This is a genomic window from Flavobacterium sp. HNIBRBA15423 (assembly GCF_052655965.1).
On record NZ_CP199751.1, the window covers coordinates 3688157 to 3714010 of the forward strand.

Annotated in this window: 16 protein-coding genes and 1 tRNA gene; 7 read left to right on the forward strand and 10 right to left on the reverse strand. The window is 30.6% G+C overall.

What is annotated here, in order from left to right; all coding sequences use genetic code 11:
* Positions 1–5 precede the first annotated feature (5 nt).
* The gene (uvrC, locus tag ACULEV_RS16470; RefSeq protein ID WP_445456138.1) at positions 6–1802 is read right to left on the reverse strand and encodes an excinuclease ABC subunit UvrC; all 1797 of its coding nucleotides are present in this window, start codon (positions 1800–1802) and stop codon (positions 6–8) included.
* A 74-nt stretch (positions 1803–1876) separates the two neighbouring features.
* Here uvrC and ACULEV_RS16475 point away from each other — a divergent pair, with 74 nt between their 5' ends.
* From ACULEV_RS16475 to ACULEV_RS16505, 7 genes are all read left to right on the forward strand, one after another.
* Positions 1877–2842: a succinylglutamate desuccinylase/aspartoacylase family protein gene (locus tag ACULEV_RS16475; protein ID WP_445456139.1), complete on the forward strand. Its 966-nt coding sequence runs from the start codon at positions 1877–1879 to the stop codon at positions 2840–2842.
* Positions 2843–2893: 51 nt separating this feature from the next.
* A complete protein-coding gene (locus ACULEV_RS16480) occupies positions 2894–4132 on the forward strand; it encodes a pyridoxal-dependent decarboxylase (protein ID WP_445456140.1) in 1239 nt (412 codons plus the stop codon).
* Positions 4125–4688 carry a 5-formyltetrahydrofolate cyclo-ligase gene (locus tag ACULEV_RS16485; protein ID WP_445456141.1) on the forward strand — a complete coding sequence of 188 codons (564 nt, stop codon included), beginning with the start codon at positions 4125–4127 and terminating at the stop codon, positions 4686–4688. Before ACULEV_RS16480 ends, ACULEV_RS16485 begins: the two co-directional genes overlap by 8 nt.
* A 74-nt stretch (positions 4689–4762) precedes the next feature.
* Positions 4763–6679 (forward strand): M1 family aminopeptidase, encoded by a 1917-nt coding sequence (locus tag ACULEV_RS16490; protein WP_445456142.1) that lies wholly within the window; start codon positions 4763–4765, stop codon positions 6677–6679.
* Between the two features lie 73 nt (positions 6680–6752).
* Positions 6753–8339 (forward strand): site-2 protease family protein, encoded by a 1587-nt coding sequence (locus ACULEV_RS16495; RefSeq protein WP_445456143.1) that lies wholly within the window; start codon positions 6753–6755, stop codon positions 8337–8339.
* A gap of 74 nt (positions 8340–8413) precedes the next feature.
* Positions 8414–8487, forward strand: a tRNA-Asn gene (locus ACULEV_RS16500).
* A 60-nt stretch (positions 8488–8547) separates the two neighbouring features.
* Entirely contained in the window at positions 8548–8835 is a 288-nt protein-coding gene (locus tag ACULEV_RS16505) for a GIY-YIG nuclease family protein (RefSeq protein WP_445456144.1), read from the forward strand.
* Between the two features lie 83 nt (positions 8836–8918).
* On the opposite strand, the gene ACULEV_RS16510 is transcribed toward ACULEV_RS16505, so the two are convergent.
* Genes ACULEV_RS16510 through ACULEV_RS16550 form a run of 9 tightly spaced genes read right to left on the reverse strand, consistent with a single transcriptional unit; the run spans position 8919 to position 25852 of the window.
* A complete protein-coding gene (locus tag ACULEV_RS16510) occupies positions 8919–10196 on the reverse strand; it encodes an ATP-binding protein (protein ID WP_445456145.1) in 1278 nt (425 codons plus the stop codon).
* 27 nt (positions 10197–10223) lie between these two features.
* On the reverse strand, positions 10224–10844 hold the full coding sequence (locus tag ACULEV_RS16515) for a hypothetical protein (RefSeq protein ID WP_445456146.1): 621 nt from the start codon (positions 10842–10844) through the stop codon (positions 10224–10226).
* 50 nt (positions 10845–10894) lie between these two features.
* A complete protein-coding gene (locus ACULEV_RS16520; RefSeq protein ID WP_445456147.1) occupies positions 10895–14917 on the reverse strand; it encodes an eCIS core domain-containing protein in 4023 nt (1340 codons plus the stop codon).
* Positions 14918–14939: 22 nt separating this feature from the next.
* On the reverse strand, positions 14940–16703 hold the full coding sequence (locus tag ACULEV_RS16525) for an eCIS core domain-containing protein (RefSeq protein WP_445456148.1): 1764 nt from the start codon (positions 16701–16703) through the stop codon (positions 14940–14942).
* Between the two features lie 10 nt (positions 16704–16713).
* Entirely contained in the window at positions 16714–17712 is a 999-nt protein-coding gene (locus ACULEV_RS16530; protein WP_445456149.1) for an eCIS core domain-containing protein, read from the reverse strand.
* A gap of 17 nt (positions 17713–17729) precedes the next feature.
* Positions 17730–19232: a contractile injection system tape measure protein gene (locus ACULEV_RS16535; protein ID WP_445456150.1), complete on the reverse strand. Its 1503-nt coding sequence runs from the start codon at positions 19230–19232 to the stop codon at positions 17730–17732.
* 12 nt (positions 19233–19244) lie between these two features.
* Positions 19245–19802, reverse strand: coding sequence for a hypothetical protein (locus tag ACULEV_RS16540; RefSeq protein WP_445456151.1), 558 nt, complete (start codon positions 19800–19802; stop codon positions 19245–19247).
* Between the two features lie 13 nt (positions 19803–19815).
* Positions 19816–22815 carry a hypothetical protein gene (locus tag ACULEV_RS16545; protein WP_445456152.1) on the reverse strand — a complete coding sequence of 1000 codons (3000 nt, stop codon included), beginning with the start codon at positions 22813–22815 and terminating at the stop codon, positions 19816–19818.
* 10 nt (positions 22816–22825) lie between these two features.
* Positions 22826–25852 (reverse strand): hypothetical protein, encoded by a 3027-nt coding sequence (locus ACULEV_RS16550; RefSeq protein WP_445456153.1) that lies wholly within the window; start codon positions 25850–25852, stop codon positions 22826–22828.
* Positions 25853–25854: the final 2 nt, after the last annotated feature.

Here is a 25854-nt window from a genome sequence, read left to right on the forward strand (position 1 = left end):
TACAACTATTCTTGAATAGTCTTGTAAAAGTCGGTAATTTTTTTGGCTTTTGAAAGACCAACAATCTCAGAAATGTCATTTTCAGATGCATTTTGCAATCTTTTAACACTTTTGAAATGTTTTAATAACGTAATCATTGTTTTTTCTCCTATTCCAGGAATTGATTCTAAACTATTAGTCAAAGCAGATTTACTTCTTTTATCTCGATGATGTGTGATTCCAAAACGATGGGCTTCATTTCTTAAAAACTGTATTATTTTTAATGTTTCCGATTTTTTATCCAAATACAAAGGAACTGAATCACCCGGATAATAGAGCTCTTCCAGTCGCTTTGCAATACCAATTATAGCAATTTTACCTCTTAACTCAAGTACATCTAAACTTTTTAAAGCTGAAGACAATTGTCCTTTTCCTCCGTCAATAATGATTAATTGAGGTAAAGGCTGGTTTTCATCTAATAATCTTTTATATCTTCTGTAAACTACTTCTTCCATAGAAGCAAAATCATCTGGCCCTTCAACTGTTTTTATGTTAAAATGACGATAGTCTTTCTTGCTAGGTTTACCATCTTTAAAAACTACACAAGCTGCTACAGGATTTGTCCCTTGAATATTAGAATTATCAAAACATTCGATATGTCTCGGTTCAACAGAAAGACGCAAATCTTTTTTCATTTGAGCCATTATTCTATTAGTATGCCTATCTGGATCAACAATTTTAATTTGTTTTAGTTGATCCATTCTATAATATTTTGCATTTCGGATTGACAAATCTAATATTTGTCTTTTATCTCCTAATTGAGGAACTGTAATTTTAAGGTTTTCTCCTAATGATAATGGAAAAGGCAGAATAATCTCTTTGGAATTTAATTTAAAACGTTCTCTTAATTCTACCACTGCTAATTCTAATAATTCTTCATCCGTTTCTTCTAATTTCTTTTTGATTTCCATAGTGTGCGAACGTACAATTGCTCCATGTGAAATTTGAAGAAAGTTTACATAAGCCATAGTTTCATCCGAAACTATTGAAAACACATCAATATTTGATAATTTAGAATTTAAAACTGTTGACTTTGCTTGATAATTTTCCAAAACTTCAATTTTTTCTTTAATTTTCTGAGCTGCTTCAAATTGCATATCCTGTGCAAAATCAATCATTTGCTTTTTGAAATCTTTTAAACTGTCCTTAAAATTTCCTTTCAAAATTTGACGAATGGCTTCAACTTGTTTTTGATAATTAGCTAATGATTCTAAACCTTCACAAGGTCCTTTACAATTACCTATATGATATTCCAAACACACTTTATACTTGCCAGATTTAATATTTCCTTGCGACAAATCATAATTACAAGTTCTTAAAGGATAAAGCTCTTTTATTACTTCTAAAATGGTATTGACGGTTTTAAAATTAGTATATGGTCCATAATATTCTGAACCATCTTTAATCATTCTTCTAGTCGGAAAAATTCGTGAAAAAGGTTCATTTTTAATGCAAATCCAAGGGTAACTTTTATCGTCTTTAAGAAGAATATTATAACGTGGTTGTAATTTTTTTATAAGATTATTCTCAAGTAGTAATGCATCAGATTCTGAAGTTACAACAATATGCTTAATAGAAGCAATTTTTTTTACTAATACACTCGTCTTATAATTATCATGACTTTTAGTAAAATAACTCGAAACCCTTTTTTTAAGATTTTTGGCTTTACCTACATATAAAACCTTATCATCCTTATCAAAGTATTGATAAACTCCAGGATTATCGGGTAAAGTTTGTATTTGTAGTTCGAGAGAAGTTTGCATTGAACAAAATTACAAAATTAGGAATATTAATTACACACAATAAATTATTACTTTTATCAAATTATTAAATGAAAATGAAAAGCAAGCCTTTAGAGTTATTAGGAGAAAATATTTTGCCAGGAGAAAGCAAAATAGTGGAAGTGGAAATTGCCAAATTACAAACAATGACTAAGCTTAAAATTCCTATTATAATTGAGCGTTCCAAAATTGATGGTCCAGTTGTTTTATTTAGTGCTGGTTTACATGGAGATGAAATTAACGGAACAGAAATAGTAAGACAAATTATAAGACGAAAAATCAATAAACCAAAATGTGGCACTATCATTTGTATCCCAATTATTAATATTTTTGGTTTTGTAAATCAAAGTAGACAATTTCCAGACGGTCGCGATTTGAACCGTGTTTTTCCAGGTAGTAAAACGGGTTCGTTAGCTAGTAGATTTGCTCATTTTTTAGTTAAAGAAATAATTCCAGTTATTGATTATGCAGTTGATTTTCATGCAGGTGGAGCCAGTAGGTTTAATGCTCCTCAGATACGAATTGTTCCCAACAACACCCAATTAAAAGAATTAGCAAAGGTATTTAATGCTCCTTTTACATTATATTCTAAAAACATACAAGGCTCATTTAGAAATGCTTGCACTAAGTTAGATGTAAAAATGTTGCTTTTCGAAGGTGGAAAATCCTTAGATTTAAATTCTAAAATTACGCAAGCAGGAATTGAGGGAAGTAAGCGATTCTTATTTCATTTAGACATGTTAAATCCTAAAAAAGATGCTGATTTTACTGAAAGCCCAACTATTTTTATTGAAAAATCAAATTGGATTAGAGCACAATACTCAGGGATGTTTATTGGCTTAACTAAAGTAGGCAATTACATTAATAAGGGAGAAATTCTTGCTACTATTTCAGATCCTTTTGGAAAAGTAGAGCATAAAGTAAAAGCACCCAATAGTGGCTACTTAATTAATGCAAATGATGCTTCTATTGTTTATCAAGGTGATGCTATTTTTCATATTTCAACTCATTTAGAAAACTAACATTTATCATGTTTCTAGATTTTCAAAATTGTAAATTTGTAAAAAAAAGACATGCAATTCTGGAAAAAATTTAAACACGATCAGTTAAGAAATAGAATACAAGAAGCTTTAAAAGAAAATGTAAATTTTTCTAAAGACACTTCTTTAGGTTACCCTGCTTCAAAATTAGACGGAAAAGTCTTTTATGATGATGCTCCTTTTTTAAAAGATGCTCCTACTTTACAAACTTATGTTGCCAATCCAAACAATATAGGTTGTCATACTTTTGGGACATCAGAAAAAGCATTTAGCGGAACACAAGAAATTGAAAGAGAAGTCTTAAATGTGCTTGCTGTTGATGTCTTTAATGCAAAAGAAAAAGAATTTGATGGTTATATTGCTCCAGGAGGAACTGAGGCTAATATTCAAGCTCTTTGGGTTTTTAGAAATTATTTCATGCATCAATTTAATGCTAAATTAAATGAGATTGTTATTTTAGCATCAGAAGACACTCATTACTCCATTCCTAAAGGTTCAAATTTATTACAAATTGATTGGTTAAAAATCCCTGTAGAATTTGAATCAAGAGAAATTCAAAAAGAGCAATTGAATCAAATCATTACTGAAGCCATTTTAAATGGTAAAAAATATTTCATGGCTGTTGCCAATATGGGAACAACTATGTTTGGTTCTGTTGACAATCCTTCCATTTATACAAATGCATTAGAAAAACATAATGCTAACTATAAATTACACATTGATGGTGCTTATGGAGGATTTGTCTATCCATTTAGCAACAAACTTTCTGAAATTAATTTTAACAATCCAAAAATAAGCTCTATTACAATTGATGCACATAAAATGCTTCAAGCACCTTATGGAACGGGCATTTTTATTTGCAGAAAAGGCTTAATTGAAAATGTATTAACTAAAGAAGCAGAATATGTAGAAGGAATGGATTTAACACTTTGTGGAAGTCGATCAGGTGCAAATGCAGTTGCGGTATGGATGATTTTATTTACTTATGGTCCTCATGGTTGGTATGAAAAAATTAGCATTCTCCAAATGAGAACTCATTTTTTATGTAGCGAATTAGATAAACTAGGAATAAAATATTTTAGAGAACCACACATGAATATTGTGACTATTCATTCTCAAAACATTCCTGAAACTATTGCAGAAAAATATGATTTAGTTCCTCAACAACACAACGAACACAATAAGTGGTATAAAATTGTTTTAATGGATCATGTGGAAATTGAACATTTGACTACTTTTATAGACGAACTGAAAATTTCTATTCATGAATAAAAAAGAACTAAGACAGAAATACAAAGGATTAAGACAGCAACTTTCGCAAGAAGAAATTGAAGATAAAAGTTTGGCTATAGCCAATCAATTATTAAAAATGGACATTTGGGACAAAACTTATTATCATGTTTTTTTACCCATTGAAGAACAAAAAGAAGTAAATACAGAATATATTTTACAAATTTTAGCTGGTAAAGATAAAGAGGTTGTGGTTTCAAAATCTGATTTTAAAACTACTACAATGACTCATTTCTTATTAACCGACAATACTAAAATAAAGAAAAACGAGTATAACATTCCTGAGCCTGTGACTGGTTTAAATGTTCCTACAGAAATGATTGATGTCGTTTTTGTCCCACTTCTAGCTTATGATAAACAAGGAAATCGTGTAGGCTATGGTAAAGGTTTTTATGATAAATTTCTTTCCGAATGCAACCCAAATGTGATTAAAATTGGGCTAAGTTTTTTTGAACCAGAAGAAAAAATCGAAGATCTATTTGAAAATGATATCCAATTGAATTTTTGTGTGTTACCATCATTTTTTTTGCGTTTTTAAAATTTGACTACATTAAGAATTAAATAATATTTTAAAAATTAATACTTTAGCAAAAAATATATACCTATACCTACATGAAAAAATATCTTTTATCCCTTTTTACCTTACTTTCATTTGTAAGTTATTCACAAACTGAAAATGAAGAATTTAATAAGATGGTTGAAGCTGAAATGAAATCGGCTTCTTCATTACAAAATATTCAAGTAAATCCTAATACCCAAAATTACGATGTTACCTATCAAGAATTGCGTTTTACAGTTGATCCAGCAGTCTATAATATTGCAGGGCAAGTAACAACTACTTTTACCGCTTTGTCTGATATGAGTACAGTTACTTTCGATTTAACAAATCAATTAACGGTTAGTAATGTTACAATGAATAGTAATTCATTATCATTTATTCAAAATACTAATGATGAATTAGTAATTACGCTACCCTCTACTATTCTTTCAGGAAATAGTGGAACTGTTATTATAACTTATTCTGGTGCTCCAGCAACGGGTGAAGATGCCTTTACTGCTTCAACTCATAATGGTACTCCTGTAATTTATACTCTTTCAGAACCTTTTGGAGCAAGAGACTGGTGGCCTTGCAAACAAGATTTAAATGATAAGATTGAAAGTATTGATGTTTACATTACTGCTCCCACAGCATATGTTAGTGTTTCAAATGGATTAGAACAATCAGCTATAGATAATGGAAATGGAACAAAAACTACTCATTTTCATCATAGTTATCCAATACCTGCCTATTTAGTAGCAATAGCAGTAACAAACTATCAAATATTTACTCAAACAGCAGGAACTGCACCTAATGATTTTCCAATTGTAAATTATATCTATCCTGAAAACTTTTCAAGTGCACAAACTCAATTAGCCCAAACCTTACCCGTAATGAATGTTTTCGAAACTTTATTTGAACCATATCCATTTCATGATGAAAAATATGGGCATGCTCAGTTTGGTTGGGGAGGCGGAATGGAACATACCACAGTCTCTTTCATGGGTAGTTTTGGAAGAAGTTTAATTGCTCACGAATTAGCACATCAATGGTTTGGAGATAAAATTACTTGTGGAACATGGAAGGATATTTGGTTAAATGAAGGTTTTGCTGAATATTTATCTGGCCTAGTAGTGGAAAATTTAGACGGAGATGCTTCTTTTGTCTCTTGGAAAAATGGAAAAATAAATAATATAACCTCACAAACAGGTGGTGCAGTATATCTTACTGATACAGAGGCTTTAAATGTAAATAGAATTTTTAGTGGTAGATTAACTTACAATAAAGGATCCATGGTAGTTCATATGCTTCGATGGAAAATGGGTGATGCGGCATTTTTTCAAGCCATTAAAAATTATTTGGCCGATTCCAATCTTGCTTATAAGTATGCTGTAACCGATGATTTAAAATCACATTTAGAGGCAATATATGGAAGTAGTTTAGATGAATATTTTAATGATTGGCTATACGGACAAGGTTATCCAACTTATTCTATTACAGCTCAAAATTGGGGAGCTGGACAGGCTAAAATTACAGTATTCCAAACACAATCAGATGCAAGTGTTTCTTATTTTGAAATGCCATTAGAAATCAGATTAACAGACAATAATGGTCAAGTTCACGATGTAGTAGTAGAACATCAATTTGAAGGACAAGAATTCATTGTATCAGTTCCATTTACTGTAACTGATGTTGAATTTGATCCTAATAAACATATTATTTCAAAAAACAATACTGCTACTTTAGGTAATGAAAATTTTGAATTAGCAGAAACTGTTTCTTTATATCCAAATCCATCTAATAAAAACTTACATATCCAACTTCCTAGTTCTGTTTCTATACAAAAAGTAGAATGTTATAATACATTAGGACAATTAGTCTTAACTAAATATACTAAAGATTTTTCAATAGAAGAATTAACAAACGGAATTCATTTTGCTAGAATAAGCACCTCAGAAGGGATAATTCATAAAAATTTTATAAAAAAATAGTCTCCTATAAAAATAATGATAAAAAGTAAGGTGAAAACCTTACTTTTGCTTTTCCAATAAAAAAATAAAACACATGATTCAATTAGTTCAAATTCTATTTATACTTTCAGTATTAGTTATTCTTCATGAATTTGGTCATTATATAACAGCAAAAATGTTTAAAGTAAGAGTTGAGAAATTCTACTTATTTATGGATGCTGGTTTTTCACTAGTTAAGAAAAAAATTGGAGAAACCGAATGGGGAATTGGGTGGTTACCATTAGGAGGTTATGTAAAATTAGCTGGAATGATAGATGAAAGTATGGATACAGAACAAATGAAACAAGAAGCACAACCTTGGGAGTTTCGTTCAAAACCAGCTTGGCAAAGATTAATCATTATGCTTGGTGGAATTATAGTTAATATCTTATTAGCATGGTTCATTTTTACTATCATGTATACTACTGTTGGTAAAAAAGTTATCTCTACAGAAGAATTACAAAAAAACGGGTTATCATTTGGTGAAGTAGGTCAACATGTGGGTTTTAAAAATGGCGACAAAATCATAGGAATTGATGGTAAATTTCATGATGATTTTAAATTCATGACTATGGGTGTCCTTTTTGGTGACAAAGTAGAAATTGATCGTCAAGGAGAAAAAATTGAATTATTATTAACAGATGAACAAAAAGGAGAAATTATAAAAAAAGAAGGTAGAGGATTTGTTCATGCAAGATCAAACATAAATCGCTATTTTATTGACTCATATACAGGGCAAAATAAAGTCTTTGAAAAATATGATGAGATAATTGGTGTAAATAATAAACGATTCACTTATGTTGATGAATTTGTTGATATCATGAAAAATCTTAAAAATGATTCTATTACTTTTATAATAAATAGGAATAATACAGAAATTAATGTAAAAACGGCAGTAGATACCAGTCTAACTAATTTAAAAAATTATGGTTTAGCTTATAATTATAATTTAAAAAATAGTTTTATAAGTGGTCTTGCAGAAAATTCAGTGGGAGAGAAACAAGGATTAGAATTTAATGATAGAATGGTTAGCATTAATAACACCAAAATTGAAACCAATAAAGAATTAAATAAAGTTTTATCTGAAAATAAAGAGAAAGAAATTACCCTAACGGTTTTAAGAAAAGGTAAAGAAAAATCTATAAAAATAAAATTAGATAAAACAGGAAAACTTGGCATAGGGTTAGATGATAAAGAAGAAGAGAAATTTACTGTTGTAGAAAAATTAGGCTTTGCAGAAGCTTTTCCTGAAGCTGTAAAACAATCTTGGTCATTATTTAAATACAATGTTCAAAGCTTAAAATTGATTGCAAGACCTAAAACAGGTGCTTACACACAAGTTCAAAGTCCCATAGGAATTGCAAGAAGATTACCTGATACATGGAACTGGGAATTTATTTGGAATTTCACAGCCTTATTTTCAATAGGATTAGCTTTTATGAATTTATTGCCTATTCCAGGTTTAGATGGCGGTCATGCACTTTTTACCATTGCAGAAATGATAACTGGAAAAACTTTAAGCGATAAAGCTATGGGCTATGTTCAAACCGCTGGAATGATTATCTTACTGACTCTGATGGCTTTAACTTTTGGTAAAGATATTTACTTTTGGATAAGCGAAGTTTTCTTCAATAAAAAATAAAAAAAATTCAAAAAAATGTTTGCAAATATAAAATTGTGTTCTATATTTGCACTCGCAAAAACGGTGTAACACCTTCCTCCTTAGCTCAGTTGGTTAGAGCATCTGACTGTTAATCAGAGGGTCCTTGGTTCGAGCCCAAGAGGGGGAGCAAAAAGTTCAACAGAAATGTTGGACTTTTTTTGTTTTGTATATATTTTATCTTTTCACTATGAATTGTGTTTATATTTTATTTTCTGAAAAATTAAATCTATTTTACATAGGCTACACCTCAGATTTTGACTTACGTCTAGAATTTCACCAAAATGCTGGTAAGAAAAAGTTTACCTATAATGCAACTGATTGGGTTTTATTTCTAAAAATTGATTGCGAAAATAAAAAACAAACTCTAGTTATTGAAAAACATATTAAAAAAATGAAAAGCAAAATTTATATTCAAAACATGATGAAATATCCCGAAATAATTCAAAAACTACTACAAAAGTATACCAACTGTTAATCAGAGCTCCGATAGCTATCGGAGTTGGTTCGAGCCCAAGAGGGGGAGCAAAAAGTTCAACAGAAATGTTGAACTTTTTTTGTTTAAATAAAATTAAACTGTCTTTCTTCTTTATCAAATTCTCCTTTGATGCCTAATAATAAATTCTCTTTAGATAAGTGAGTTTCTTTTTTATCTATAGCAAGCAAAGAAGCATGCATAATTGCAGAAACAATTTGCGCTCCAGTTAATTCATAGTTTGTAGCTAATTGAACAATTAAATTAGAATCAATATCAATGTCTTTAGGTCTTGTATTTGTCCACAATTTAATCCGTTCTTCTACTGTAGGTTTTGAAAACTTAATAATAGAATTAAACCTTCTTAAAAAAGCATCATCTATATTATTCTTAAAATTTGATGTTAGAATTACCAATCCGTTAAAACGTTCAACCCTTTGTAAAAGATAACTTACTTCTTGATTTGCATAACGATCATTTGAAGATTTTGTGCTGGTACGTTTCCCAAAAAGAGCATCTGCTTCATCAAATAATAAAATCCAATCTTTATTTTCTGCCTGATTAAATATTTTTTCCAAGTTTTGTTCTGTTTCTCCAATGTATTTAGACACTACTTGCGATAAATCAATTCGATATACAGGACGATTAAATTCTTTTCCAAATAATGTTGCGGTTAAGGTTTTTCCTGTTCCTGGCGGTCCATAAAACAAAGTTCTAAAGCCTGGAAGCACATGCTTTTTCATATCCCAGTCCATTAATAAGGTCTTCTGGTGTTTAATCCAAAGTTTAATTTGGTTAATTTGAGTATGAACCGATTCATTTACTATTAAATCATTCCATTCCATAAAAGTAGTAACTTCTTTAGCTGGAAAATTTGTACCAAATTTTGGTTTTTGAATTTCACCATAACAAAGTAAATGCACTATTTCTTTTGCTAAAATCAGTTTGCCACTCATTAATGGTTCTCCATCTTTAACTTCTTCTACAAACAAAATGTTATCTTTGAAAAACCAATGTTCGGGTGAAAATAATTGTTGAATTTTTAATCGATAGGCAACATCGCTTTTAGCTAATAAATATAAAGCCGTTTGTCCTGTAGGAATTAATCCTCTATGATTTTCTGTTTTTACTCCACCTAATTCTGGAAAATCGCCTCCTTCTGGATAGACTTCTTTAATAATTTCATCTAAAAAACTTGGAAGTATATGAGGTACTAATCCTAAGGAAAGAATAAAACCTTCTTCATGAGTGGTTTCTCTTCCTAATATTTCTGAAAAAGTGCCTACAAAGGAAATGTTATCCTTAAATTCATTTCCTGATTTAAGGAAATTTATTATATAGTTTTTTAAATTTTCAAATAGCATATTTGTTTTTGTTTTTAGAATAAAAATTCACACCCAATCACTTTCTAATAAATTAATTTCGCAGTTGAATTTTTTTAATATATCAACAAATTGTTCAGTAACTATAGGTGCATCTGGATCTTGTAAGTAAAAAATATCAGCTCCTTTCCACGAATCAAAAAAAACTTTTCTAGTTGGTATTGGATCTATATTAAATGGAACTGAAATTGAAATAATACCCGCATTAGTAATATCCCACTTTTTTTTGTCACAATCTTTACATGGAATTTTTCTCCACCATATTTCAGGACCAATGTATCTTTCTAATATATTTAAAGACCAAAATACTGGTAAATTAGTTTCTTCTTTTTGATTTTTATCTTCAAAAAAAGAACTTTTTAGAATTTCAACTTTTTCAAAAGAACAGCCTTTTATTTCACTTTCTTCTAATGCATACTTTAAACGATTACTAACCATGAAAATTGATTCTCCTTGGACTATATCTTGATTATTCCAGTAATCTATTTCATACTTTATTTCTTTATACTGTTTTGGAAGTTTTTTTAGCTCACATTTTTGACAAATAATTTCTTCATTTATTACTTTTGAATTAACAATTATTCCAATAACTATAGCACTATGTAAAACATATATATTTGGTTTTTCCATAAAAAATTATACCTTAAATATCATTAAATATCCTTTTTTTAGTTAATAAGTTAATGTAATCTTCCGAAATCTATAGCATCCGATATTGCTTGTTGTAATGTGCGATTTTGTTGCCAAAGAGTGCTTTCAGTTTCTAACAAGGCTCTTAACATATCATCAGATAGATGACTATTTTGTTCGGCTATTTGAAGCATTGCCTTTATGTAATCATCTGTGTATATTTCAAAATGTCTCAATGCTTGAAACATTTGTCTTTCAGTTAATGACCCAACACCTATTAAACTATGCAACGTAGTGTAAAATCTATTCCATATTATTCTTATTTGTGAAAGATGAATAAAATGCTCAATAAAACCTCTAGGTATAGCTCTTAAATTAGCTGGACCATGTAAAAAAACATTCGTGATAAGATTTGAAAGTGTACGTGTTTGTTGTTCAACTAAGTGATGAATAACTGTTCCTGCAGACCCACCTCGTGGTAATCCATGAAATATCTCGAAAATTCTTCTATAACTTCTTGGCATACTAGATCGCGTTGAAACAATACGCATACGTGTTCCTGCGTTTCCAGCTCTTGTAAATATATCATCCCCTATATTTTTTCCAGCTACCATTAAATCATCAACTTCAACAATTTGACCTCTTAATGGGCCTTCCATTATAATCGTCCAAGGATTAATATTTGCTTCTAAAATAAACCATCGGTTTATAATACGAATTCTAAATCCTCTAAAACGTGTTCTGGCTAACAATCGTTCTCCTAATTCTTCAAGAGTTCTAATACCCGAGCCTATTCTACCTCTAATTCCTTGCAGAATTACTCTTCCTCTAGTAACAACTGCTCCTGCTGTTCTTAAAACAGATCGACTTCCTGCTCCAACTGTTCGAACTAGACCTGCGCCTAAACGACCACTTCGTGTTAATAATCTACCCGTTCCTCTTACTAAAGCTCTAGCTCCTCTTCCTGCTATTCTTCCTGCTCCACTTATTCCTCCTTTTAATGATTTCCAAAAAGCAGAACTTCCTAAAAGTGCAAAAATAGCTTCTACTGCAGCAACTGCAAATCCTCTTGCTAACGCTCTACTTGCACCTGCTATATCGCCATTAATAGATTTATATACATATTCACCTAAATAATATGTAGCCCTAATAACAGCAACACCTATCATAATTGGCATTAAAACTCCTGCTATAGCGGTTAATGCTCCAGATGCAGTTCCTCCAGTTAAAACTAAAGCTAAAACAACTCCAATGATAACTCCAATGATAGTTGGAATAAGCCAATTTCTATTACATCTCCACCAATGACCCATTCCAGAAGCCATTTGACTCATAGTGTAACGACCCCTTTGGGAACGCGTAAGTGGGCCAAATTTTGCCTCTTCAGGGTAAGCTTCGTCAGCTCCTTCTGGTGAGGCTCCTTCTGGTGAAGGAGGAGTACAGGCTTGTTCAGCTATTCGTTCATTGCTTTGATCGATCATTTGTTGCAAACGAAACTCTGTTTCTTCCTCAGGGGTCATTTGTAAAAAATCTGGAGTGTTTTCTTCTACTGGTATTCCTCCTTCTACACCTTCACTAACTGCAGGCCCAGATGGAATCATTTCAGAAAGAATTCCATGTACTGTTCTTGAAGGATCATCAGAGTTTCCAAATTCTACAGTTCCGTCTTCAGTTCCTGTTCTACTTAAAATAGCTTGTTGTAAAGCTTCACTTGGAGCAAATTCTCCTACACTATCTACTCCTATATGTTGATTGGTATATTCCGAACGACTGAATAAAGCGGCATCACTTGCTGGAACATTATCTCCTAAACCAGAAGATTGAAATTGCGATTGTAATGATGGTTCTTCAAAAGTGGTTCTTTCAAATGGTAATGCTGTTGTTAAATTAACTCCTAATAATTCCTCTTCCATTTGTCCTTCAAATTCTGCTGGTGCTCCTGCTGCTGCTGCTATTTGATTGCTTAGTAAACTTAAATCCATTTCAGAAACCATTCGAGCCACTCTATTTGCAACTGTTATTTTTTCTTCATCAGATTTTTCTAATGTCTCTTGTAAAAATCCTACAATTCTAGTTTTAACTTGTACCCAAGTTTCTCCAAACATAGCAAAATTTGGCATTGCTCTAAGAACACCTATCATTACTCTTAATACAAAATTAATGATTGGTGGCTTGAAACAATCTGGCATTAATCTCCAATACCAAGCCATAACTACTATTGGAATTAACCAAGGGAAATTGGCTAAAATAATTAGTTTACCCACTAAAACCACTGCTGGTCGAATAAAAGACCAAATACTTTGAGCCACATCTGCAATAAATCTTCCTAATCGTGTAGCCTGAGTTACAATCCACATAGTAACACTACGAATCATAGAAGAAACCCTTTGAACTATTCCTCTTAAAAATCTAAATATAGAAGACTGTGCCACTGCATTTACTAAAGATTGAAAAGCAGCTTGCAATTGTTGAAACAAACCGCTCAACCATTGCATAGCAACATTTACTAAGATTTGCAATTGTTGGATTCCTCTTTGAATAGGATCAAAGATGTTTTGTTGTAAAAAATTTCTAAAACGAACAAACACTTCATCATTCCAATTAGCTCTTACCCATTGAACCGCTCTATAAATACCATAAACTGCTGCTCCAATAACAGCAAAAATTCCTAGTGGTGATAACAGAACAATTATACCTCCTATAATCATTAATGGAACTTTAATAGGCTCAATAGCTTGTTTTATCCATTCCCATGCCTGAGTGGCTTTTTCAACCAACCAATCCCAAGCAGAAGTAGCGCTTTCCCATGCAATATTGAACATTCTTTTTATCCAATTCCAAGCTCTTTGAATGGCATTACGAATAGGAGCAATCAAATCCCATAACCATTGTGCTTTTTCTACCACCCAATCCCACGCTGCTCTTGCATAGTGTTTTATAGCATCCATTGCTGGTTTCCCATAATCACTCCAAATTTCACTAAAAAAACCACTTATTTTAGTAAAAGTAGCTTTTAATCGGGCTAAAGCACTACTACTAAGTGAACTTATAAAGTTGAATATCTTTTCTGCTAATTGTGCAAAACTTCTACAAGCATCTGCAATATTTCCTTGCAAAGTTTCTATTATATTATCAACAAATTCATGTAAAATTCCTGATAACCCTTCTTCTTGTAACCGACTAAATAAACCGCCTGTCATAGCATCTAACCCTCTAGCTATCATGTCTCTTATTGGTTCCCAAATACTAGAACGCAAAAAACGTAATAACCCTGGAGCAATTTCATTAATTATTTCTTCTGCTCTATCTTCAACCCATTCAATAACTCGTCCTCCAAAACGAATAGCAGCTCCTCCTGTGTAATCCCAAGCAGTTGAGGCTCCTCTTGCTATTCCTCTTCCAATATCTCCAAAGACATTTCGTTGTATGGTTTGACTATCAGACTTTTTCTGAAGTTTTTTTACTTGACTTCCACTTTGTTGTACCGTATGGGTTAATTCATGAGCCAATAAATGTTTCCCCTTATTAGAATTAGGATTATATTGTCCTTGATTAAAATAAATATCATTACCAACAGTAAATGCCTGAGCACTCAAATCTTGACTCATTTGAATGGCTTGACTATTCGTATGAATTCTTACTTCAGAAAAATCTACTCCAAATCGTTCTTCCATATAATCTCTAGTATGATTATCCAAACGACTTCCACTACCTTTAGTAGTGTTAATTTGAGTTTCTACATGAGATGGAGCTTGAGATTCATTACTTGAAATAAGGGATGACTTTTGAATTAAAGGCGTTATAGTTTCGGCTAGAGGTTTTTTTCTGACTTTTTCTTCTTCTTCACAATGGGCACATTTTTTCTGTACTAATGAACTTGTTTGATTAAAACGATGTTCACCAATAGGATTCATTTGAATTACTTTATCGGCTATTGCATCGGCTTCAACTTCATAAGAATCGTTTTCAGCACCTACACTCATCTTTTTTTGAACTATTACAGGTTTGAAAAGAGGAGCATTATTGGATGCTGCTTTTGGTTTTGATTCTGTATGTGTTAAAGCTTGATTCATTATGTTTAATTTATATACAAAATTATAATCGACGTCTTTTATTTACATCAACTGACCAAATAAAGGGTTGATATGTATTAGTCGATCCAGTAACGTAATGTTGTAGATAATACAATCCAGATAATCCAGGTAAATAACTCCAAGCATCATTAACTCCACCTCCATAATGGTCAAAAATTCTATATCGTATATTTAGTATTCCATCACGAATTTGTATTCTAGCTTCTAATCTTTGGTATCCGCCCATAACTGCCACTGAGAATAAACTATCCCATTTACCAATGTAACCAGGTCTTGTTCTTATTAATTCAGATTGACAATTATATCCTGATAATGAATTGTGAATGTTAAAATAATCGATTACACTTTGTTCAAATTGTTGAGAAAACTGTGTAACAGCATCAGTGCTTCCAATAATTCTTGACATATCGCTCCCTACAGGAAAGTCAATAGAACTACCGCTTCCTGTAAGAAAATGATTAAACAAACGATTATCATCAGTCGTACTTTCCCCTGATGTTCCCGTAAAAAATCCAATCCTAAAGTCAGATAACGCACCACTTTCTCCTAATACATTGTCATAAATAAATATATCAGGACTCCTATCTTGAGGTGCGTGAGGTACTTTATCTAAATCATTATCACTATTTCGTGAGATATCTCTTCCATCTGAACATTCTAATTGAGTAACTATTCCTCTAACAGTTTCTTCTTCAAAATCATATCGAGTAGTTTTTAATCGAATAATAGCAGAACGATTTAATTTTCGATTAGCTTCTGTACTATTTGTTCTCATACAACTTGAAGAAGGTGCTGCTCCATAGGTTTCAACTTGAGCTCTTGCAGCTTCAGGAAGAGCAAAATAAAATTCTGTTGCACGAAGGGTTCTCAAGTTAGAGTTAAGCGCTTCATCTCCTTGACAATCTGTAAAACCTAATATTTCCCACGTAAGATGAGTATTTGTTATCAAATCGCTAACAAAAGTGTTCCACCTAGGATTAAGAGTTAAATCTCCATCAATGTTACCACTATTAACCGCAAAATTGGAAATAAGCATACCTACACCTCCGCTGGTGAGATTAAATAATTCAAAAGGTTCGCTTCTAGATCTTACAACTTCTCCTGTTTCTCTTGGTGGACAATCTTCTTGTGTTTCACAAGTTACAAAACGTTGCACTTTCTTTCCAATGCCACCACTCTGCTGCACCGTATGTGTCAACTCATGCGCTAATAAATGTTTTCCTGAATCAGAATTTGGACTGTATTTTCCTTCATTAAAATAAATATCATTACCTACAGTAAAAGCTTGTGCATTTAATTCTCTACTCATTTGAACGGCTTGACTTCCTGTATGGATTTTTACATCTGAGAAATCAACACCAAAACGGTTTTCCATGAAGCTCTTTGTCTGGCTATCCAAACTACTTCCACCACCTCGCGAACTATTAATTTGACTTTCAATATGACTTGAAGCTTGACCACCACCTTCTGGTGATGAACATTGAATGAATGGGGTTATATTTTCAGCTAAAGACTTTTTTTGAATTTTTTCTTCTTGTTCACAAGCGGTACATTTTCTTTGTACTAAAGCCCCTGTTTGAGAAACATTTTGTTGTGAAGGTTCAGTCATTCGCATAACTTTATTAGCCATGTTATCTGCTTCTACCTCATAAGAATCATTTGTTGTATCAATACTTAGTTTTTTTTGGATTGTAGGTTTGAAAAAAGAAAGGTTTGACTTTATTGATTTTGGTTGAGATTCTTTATGTGTTAAAATTTGATTCATCTATATTCTCTTATCTTACAATTACCTCCATTCTAAAACTCATTCTAATTCCTTCACAATTCAATCTATCAACTGAAATTCTTAAATTATTCGTGCCACTTCTTAAAGAAATGGTTCTACTTTGAACTGGTTCTGGTTGCTCTGCATCTCCACAATGCGCTCCAACTGATCTTAAATTATAAGTTCTTACCCTACTTCCATTGGTAACTCTTACAGTATACTCTTCAGACCCTGTACAACCCATTGCCCCTGGACCGTTACAAAATGGCAGCCATCTCGTATAAAAGGTTACATTACCTGAACATCCAGAAGGAATTGTTATACTTCTATTTGTAAAATTCTGTATCGAAAAATTTTCTACATTACTTGCTCTACAACTTCTCCTTGAAGTTTGTTTCTGTATTTTCTTTCCAATACCACCACTCTGTTGCACGGTATGCGTCAGCTCATGAGCCAATAAATGCTTTCCTGAATCAGAATTTGGACTGTATTTTCCTTCGTTAAAATAAATATCATTGCCTACAGTAAAAGCTTGTGCGTTTAATTCCCTACTCATTTGAACAGCTTGACTGCCTGTATGGATCTTTACATCTGAAAAATCAGTACCAAATCTACTTTCCATGAAGTTTTTTGTTCCATTATCCATGCTTGAACCTCCTCCACGTGAACTATTAATTTGACTTTCAACATGATTTGGTGCTTGACCACCACTTTCAGAATTTGATGAGCGTTGAATTAATGGGGTTATATTTTCAACTAAAGACTTTTTTTGAATTTTTTCTTCTTGTTCACAAGCGGTACATTTTCTTTGTACTAATGATCCTGTTTGTGAAACATTTTGTTGTGAAGGTTCAGTCATTCGCATGACTTTATTAGCCATGTTATCTGCTTCTACTTCATAAGAATCATTAGCCGAACCTATACTCAATTTTTTTTGAATGGTTGGTTTAAAAAACGAGCTACTTTTTGTAGTGGTTTTATTTTCTCTTTGTAACATTGCTCTTTCCATAGAAATTCATTTTTAATTTAACTCCAATGACAGCTTAGATAATTTTCCATCCATGGTGTTTGTATCATACCTATTCCCCATGGTAATTGTTCTAATAAAATATCATATCCCTTTTCTTCAACCCATAATTCATATTCATTTCCATTTAAGAGTTCTAATTTTGCTTCTCTTTGTAAAAATGTTTGTTGGAGTGCTTCAATAGAAGAATTATTCATTACTTTCCAATGTTCGTTAACTGCTTCCAGTAAACTTTTACATTTCTCTTTTTCCTTTTTAGTCATTTTCAATTTTACGTTTACAACTGCCTCAATTGGAAACCCACATAAAATCTTATTAAGAACTAAATCACTTTCATCTATTTTTTCTTCTCCGGAAACTAAAAATTGTGTAAGTAAAATAGCTTTATGTTGGTTTATTTTCTTGGTCCAATTCCCATTGTTTTCGCACAAATTCAATTGTTCAAAAAGTGCTTTCAAAAAAGGATGTAAAAGCACTAATCCTGCATTGTTAACATATTGTGCTTTCCCTACTAAATCAGTACCTTTTTTGCCGTTTTTAAGTTCCGAATTATCTTCTTGTTGGCTACTATTTTCAAGTGTTTTAACTTTATCTTCTTGTATAGAATTCTCTAGAATACTGTTTTTTACTTTTAAAAAAAAATCTTTAATTTCTGTCGTAATTGTGTTTGATGAATTACTACTTATTTCATAAATATATTGGCAAATCAAGCTTAAATCATGGGTTGTTATTTCCCAAAATTCTTTTGAAAACTGAATAAACTCTTTTACAAGTATTTCTTTTGAAACGGATCTTTTTTGAAAATAATTCATCCATTGTACTAATTCAATCCATTGTTTTTTTAATAAATTATTCTTAGTTATTTTTTTTATAATTTGTTTAATTTCATGATTATACTTGCCATTGATATCTAGAATCTTATTTAAAAAAATAGCTGTTTCATTAGGAAAATTATTTAGTTTTCTGAAAACAATCTCTTTAAAAAAATCTGGAACTGAAAAAATCCATCGGATTAAACAATTTTGATTGGTTTCCAAGTTTAAAAGAAGCCTTTCAATAAATACTTCAGTTACCTCAATTTTTAAAATTATCTCTTCTAAATTTTTAGAGATTGCATTTTCAATAATTCTTCCTGTTTCTAAAAAATTTAAAAAAATGTATTCTGAATGAGTACTTTTAGAAAAAAAATTATTCGAATTTATTATCTCATCATTTCTGTTTTCAGAGTATGAAATTCTATTTTTTCTCAAATAATCTTCAATTTGTGTTAGTCCTTTTTGAATAATTTCAGTTTTCCAATATTTCTTGGAAACATTTGGTATTTCTATAGATAATGCATCAATAACCCAAACCTTGTTTTTAATATCATATTTATTAAATAAAACTTCCAATTTTGGATAAAATTCTTTTTCTAACAACAAACTCAATTGGCTATGTAATTCTTTCCCAAAAGCTTGAGACGAACAATGAATATCAAAAGTATGTTGTTGAAGCAGATGCATAATCTTTTACTTTTAGAAATCCTTTGGACAGTGAATAGAGAAAGAAGCAAAAATTTGATCACCATTAAATAAATTGTCATTTAATTCTTGGCTTTCAATTTTAATAAGAAATTCTTTTTCTGTACAATTAAAATTTAAACTTCCAATTCTAAATTTATTACTTGTTGAAGTACTTTGCTTTCTTTTTATTTTTACTAAGAAATCTATATCACTTCCTATATTTGAGTCTTCAATAATTGTTTTTAGTGCTTCTAAAATTTTCACATCATTATGTAAAAAAGTAAAATTGTTAGCACTATTTTCAAAAATAACTATTCTAAAAGTAATGTTTACAAATGAGTCTGCTATACCTCTTAAAGAATAACTTAATCTTCCACCTTTATCATCTATCAAGGGCGTTGTGCTTTGAAAACTAAAAGTGGACAGGTTTGTTGTTGATTGTTCATTCAGTTCTTTACAATCTAAAATATCTTTTAAAATTGCATTTGTATCTACTGCTTTAATATCACCATTTGTAATGATTTTTCTATTTATATCTGCAATGATTTGTGTTTTTGTTTTTACTGCCATGATTCTGTTATTTTTATTTGTTTGTATTGAAATCGTTTGTATTGAAATCGTTTTTGTTGAAATCGCCTATTCTAGTCAAAGGAGAAACAGTTATTGTTTGTATATTTTCACAAACCTCGCCTAGTTGTTTTATAGTAATAGTAAATTGCCTATTGTTATCAAATTCAAATGTATGCTCTACAGTATTTTCATTTGTTGTAATCATATCTGAATTATCTCCAAAATCGAATTCATATTCATGAGTGTCATTTGTAGTGCTATTTACAAATTTAATTACATTAGGCTCATTCACATCTCTAATAATTGACCACTGCAATTCATTTGGACTAACTATTTCAAATTCGATTGTATTGCTCAGTTCTTCATCTACCTCATATTGCAAATCATATAGTTTTGGAGTTGCAATAGAGGCATGATTAGGTTTAAGATAATATTTATCGCTTTTTTGAATAATAGCCTCTTTTCCAGTTCCAGTAAAAATTCCTCCAGCTTTTCCTTTAATTTTAACCTCATATTCTTTTGCGTCGGTTTGACAATATTTGGACTGTTCTAAAGAAATTGTTAATGGTTCTTTTACTTCTATTTTAACTTCCAAAGTATTTCCTTCACTACAACACACATAAGGCAAATAAAAATCAGCAATAATGGTTTGCTGGAAAGGATTTTTTTCAACTGTTGAGCCTACTTCATATTGTAAAACCCCCTTAATGTTTTCCAAAATATAATCGCTCATTTGAACTGTATAATTAGCTTCTAAATTATACTTAGCTATCTCTAATAAATCATTTTTAATGTTGTCTGATTCTTCTTTACATTTATCAATTGCTAATCCTTTTGGCTTTGTTTTAATCTGAGATTTATAATCATCAAATTTCACGCTACTAATTAACTCATCCTTAATATTGCTATCAATAGGAATACTATTCTTATAATTTGTAACCGCAGCAAGTAAATTGGTGTAAATTAAAGGAGGATTTGATGCTTTAAAAATAGAAGTATCAATATATACTAACACAAAAGTTCCTCCTTTTGTAACACCTGCTTTATGTTCAATTCCTGGATGTTTTTTTAAGAATGTAGAAAAGAATAAATCCTTATATGTTTTTTGCCATCTTAAATTGGCTTCTTCATAAATAACAGTAAATGGGTCATCTAGGAATAATTCGTTAATATCATCTAATCTATCTATTAAATCTTCTGCAATAGTTGATAGATTAGGATTAAATAATTGAATGCACCATCTATGAAATAAAAAAACATGATTTAGATTTTTAAAGATGTCATAAAAAGATTTATAATTGGGTAAAAATTCTTTTAAATCATTGGTTAACAAATTCTTTAATTGCGATAAAATATTCTTAAAATTATTAATGTTTTCTATAGTAATAATATTATTTTCATCTAATGTGTTTTTTCTCAAATCCATCCATTTAATGACAAATTCAGTAATATTATACACTCTTTTTCGAGCTAAATCATAATCTGTTTCTAAATCATCCCAGCGACCATCAAATTTTAAAATATCTACCTCTTTATTTACAAAATCAACTGCATTTAATGCTGTTATTTTAAATGGTAAAGCATAACTATTTTTAATTAAATTAAGGTCATTTATAGCTTTTTTATAATTCATACCTATATGTCCTTCAATTCTAAAGAAATTATAAGGTTCTATATCAAATAATAAAGGTTCTTTGACTTCTGGTCTATTAGTATAGTTTGGAATTGTTGAATGATAGGAAAGAATCGTATTATTTTCTTTCTTTACAGTTAATTGTGGATTCCATTTTTTATTTAACTCTAAAATGGAATTATAATAAAAAGGAATCGCTTTTTCACTTAAAGGAATAGTCCCTAAAGAAGAAGGCGTTACTTTTATTACATTTTGATTTGGAATTTCAAATGAAGTAAGAATAAGAACCAGTTTTTCAAAGAGTAAGTTCAATTCTTTCAGCTTTGCATTTTCTTCATTACTTCCATCTAAAGTTTTGATAAAAGGTGTTCTATAAATTGCTTCACCATTTGTATCACCTCCAAGAACTACGTGAAAAGGGAATAATCCTTCATCCACACAACAAAAACTAGGATTGATTTTTTTAAAATCAATAATTTCATTTTGAGTAGCTACTATATCAGCAATCCAATCCCAAACATATTGCAAGTTTACGCTTCCTTTATAATTATCTACCGTTGTTGAAATGGTATTTTTACAGTCTTCCAAAATGTCTAAGTTACTTACTTCTGACAAGACCTCTTTAAAATCATTATAAACAGAAGCAATAGAATCGCTTAGTTCAGTTAAAAAACTGTCTTTATATACTTTTCTAAACCCATCAAGAACATTTGTAGCAGTAATAATATTTTTATAAGGAACATTGTATCTAGGAAACGTAACTTTAGAATATAATTCTGGTAATTGATACACTTTAGTTAAAACTGCTGTAACTTCATTAGTAGAAATTACTAATGGTCTAATAGTAAATTCAATACGTTTCCCTTTATCATCACAATTTGTAGTAACACAGTTCTTTTGATCAATTAAGGTAACTTCTAATAATAAGATTACTAATTTATCAGTAAAAAAATTAGCTGGAATTGGCTTTACATCAACATCAGAAGCATCTGTAGTTAATAATTCGAAACAGTTTTTAATAGCCTCATATTTGGAAGCATGTTTAAAGATTGCATCTAAATAAGGTTCTCTTATATAGTCTGGTTTTAAAAATTGGTCAGAGAGTTCTAAATCGTGGTATTGCGTAAACGTAGTTTCTTTAAAATTAATTTGAAAACCTAAAGAAGTTACAGCTGTTCCACAGCTTATTGTTACACTATTTATGTTGTTTTTAATAGAAAAAGAAAGATCTAATCCACAAACAATTCCTAAGCCAATTAAGCTTTTTCGCGTTATACGATCCTGTTCTTCTAAATGACTTACAAGTAAATTTAATTCTTTTTGACTAAGCACTTGATCGGCTTCAAAAACTGGATAAATAGAGGTGTTATATGCTTCCATGATCTTTTTTTTATAATGTTCCTAATGATGTGTTTCCAAGAATAATAGGATTGTTTGATTCGCTTAATTGACAATCATATAGATTCCCTTCTGGATATAATGTATTGAGCTCTTTTAAGGCTAAAATGAGTTCGTGTAATGATTTAATGTAATTTGTTTCTTGTGCTTTTGTAAGTGTATTTTCACAAAAATGGAGTCTGTAGTGTCTATAATTTTCAATCCATTTTTTATATTTTTTTTGAAAACCAAGCATATCACTCGCATTGACCCAACATATTTTCAATAAAACATGAGCGGGTGCTTCTTGTCTAAATATTTTTTCTGCATATTTTCTAAAAATCAAATTTTTAAACCTAGAAATGTAACCTGGCAAAACGATAGTAGCTTTAAAAGAATAAGGATCATTATTAGCCTCATCGTCGCAATCATCATTTAAACAAACCGTTAATAAATCTTCATCCGAAAAAGTACTATTGCTAAAAGGTCGTAGTAAAATGTGTTCCAAACAATAAAAATTCTCATAGTAAACATTCATAATTCTTATCATTTTTACTAAATAGTCATACGCTTCCGTTTCAGAAAGAAATTTCTTATTCAACTTGGCTATCTTCTTGTTCCCATCTACTAAATACAAATAATAATTAGGTCCAAAATTGTCTATTTTATATAAATTTTGATCTAAAAAATGAAGCTGAGCCCATTCCCACTTTTCAGGTAAATTAACTGCAGGAGCAATAATTTTAAATAAAAAGTTACCTGAATCCGTTTCTACTGTCCATTGGGTTTGTGGTCCTTCTTCAGTAACAATATTGCGTAGCAGAATTTCATTTATTCCTAATAATTTTGCAACTCGTTTTTCATAACCGCCTCTGTGATTTGAATCCCAAAATGGTTCAAATTCTAAAACTTTTGTAGTTTCATTTATTTTAGCATTCAAATAATCAATTCCTAATCCACGATTACTGCTTATTTCAGGGTAAGTATTAATAAATTTTTGTTTGTCTTCAATTAAATCTTCATAGTCAAAACTCAGTGAACCCATTCCAGAAGTATTTTGAGATAATTGATACATCATAAATACATACTCATTAAAACTTTCAGAAAAACGGGCTAATAAATGGTCTAAAACTCTATTGCGCCTGTCATAAAATTCTGTTTTTGTCTCATAAAGAGAAACTTCTTCTGCTGTTGTTCCAGTAAGTAATTTTGCTTCTAAATCATCTAAAAACACTTCTTTAGAATAAAAATCTTCACCTGTTAAAGGATTGGTTTCAAGATAAGTGGCAAAGTAAGTTTGCGTAATCGTTTTGGTGTCATACAATTCCTTAGCATTGTATAATTGGCTGAAAAAATCAGCTAAAATTTGTTCAAAGAAATACAAATATCCTTTTAATTGCTTCGCTTGAGCTTTTCGTAAGGGAGTATCTTTTTCTGAAACATAGTTTTTACCCAAACCATAATTTCTAGGAAACTCATCTTGAATGCTGTAATACCTATTAAAATCAAAATAATCACCATTTTCTATTTCAAAATCGTTTTTAGTATTTTGTAATTTCTTCTGATTAAATTGTGTTTTGTATAAAATTACTTTTTGTTCAACCAACATTAATTGGGTTTCCGAAAGTAAAAAAGGAATATTTTTTTGAAACAGTAACAATTTTGATTTTTGAGCATTGAAAATAGGTTTTACCTCTCCTGAAAGCTTTAAAATCCATTTTTCATTCGTAGCGTTTGCAATTGGCTTGCCCAATTCATTATAAGCGGTCATCATAAAGTTTTTGACCGATTTTACTCCTTCAATCTCCATTAAAACAGCAATAATATCGGAAGCATGTATTTCACTAGGTAATTGCGCTTTTGCAATCTCTTCATCTTTTAAAAAACCATGTGTTAATTTTGGTCCTAGAAAAATAGCTTCAGAATGATAACCTTCATTTACTAATTGTGCTAAAGTGTAAAAAGTAATTTTTGGATTGATGATATTATCAATTGCAATTTGAACTTGCGTCATTACTTCAATAGCATCTGTTCCTGGTTGCAATTCAATATCGGCACAGATACCTATGTCTACTTTTTCAATTATTTCGGTACACAAATAATCTTCGGTTAAATTTCTATTTTGATGTAATGAAACCGCTATTGTAGAAAAAATTTCTTGTATTTTATCTTTCTTTTGTTCAAATAACGAAATGACTTCACACACATTTTTCTCTTTTGAAAAGTGATTTACTACTAAATCGATTTCAGCAATATCATTTGGAAAAATTCTAAAATGTAAAGAATCAGAAGGTTTGCTAGCTCTATTTACCACTAGAAAAACAATATCTTGCATTTTCTTAACACTGTCAATTGTAATCTTAGAGGGCTTGTTCATTTTTTTAAACAATAGCGTATCTGGATGACTCCAATTAGTAAATTGAGGTACTATTTTAAGATTAACCCAACGATTATTTTCCCAAAAAGCAAACTCTAATAATAAAGTGTTTAAATCTCCTAAAATGGGATCTTCATCTAGTTCAATTTTAACTTTGTTTAATCCTCTCAGTACTAATTTTGGTAATGGAGTATTGTTTTTATCAGTTTTCTTTAAACTTAATTTATCTTCAATTTTATTGATGTATAGTGAAGCTTCGTTATCATTCGGTTTAAAATAACCATTTGCATCGGTTGTAGTTTTTGTTGGCAATAGCCAAGCATTTGAAACCCCTTCAATATCAATAAGTAGTTTTCTATAATCAATAACCGTTAAAGGAGCATTAGTAAATATAGTTGCCGCAGAGAAAAATGTACTATTTTCAATTTTTCCGTTTTTACTAGTCAAAAGATCCTTAATATCGAAATCTGCACGATAACCCAATTCTGTTATGGCATAGCAAAGCACATCTAAAATAGTAATTCCAGGATCATGAGGATTGTAGTCTGTCCAGAATTTAGAACCAAACTGTTCAATATATTTGAACCCTTCTCCTAACAAGTATTGAAAGTCTTGTGAAGGAAGCAATTTTCTGTCTTTTTCTATGTAATATTCTGTTGACATGA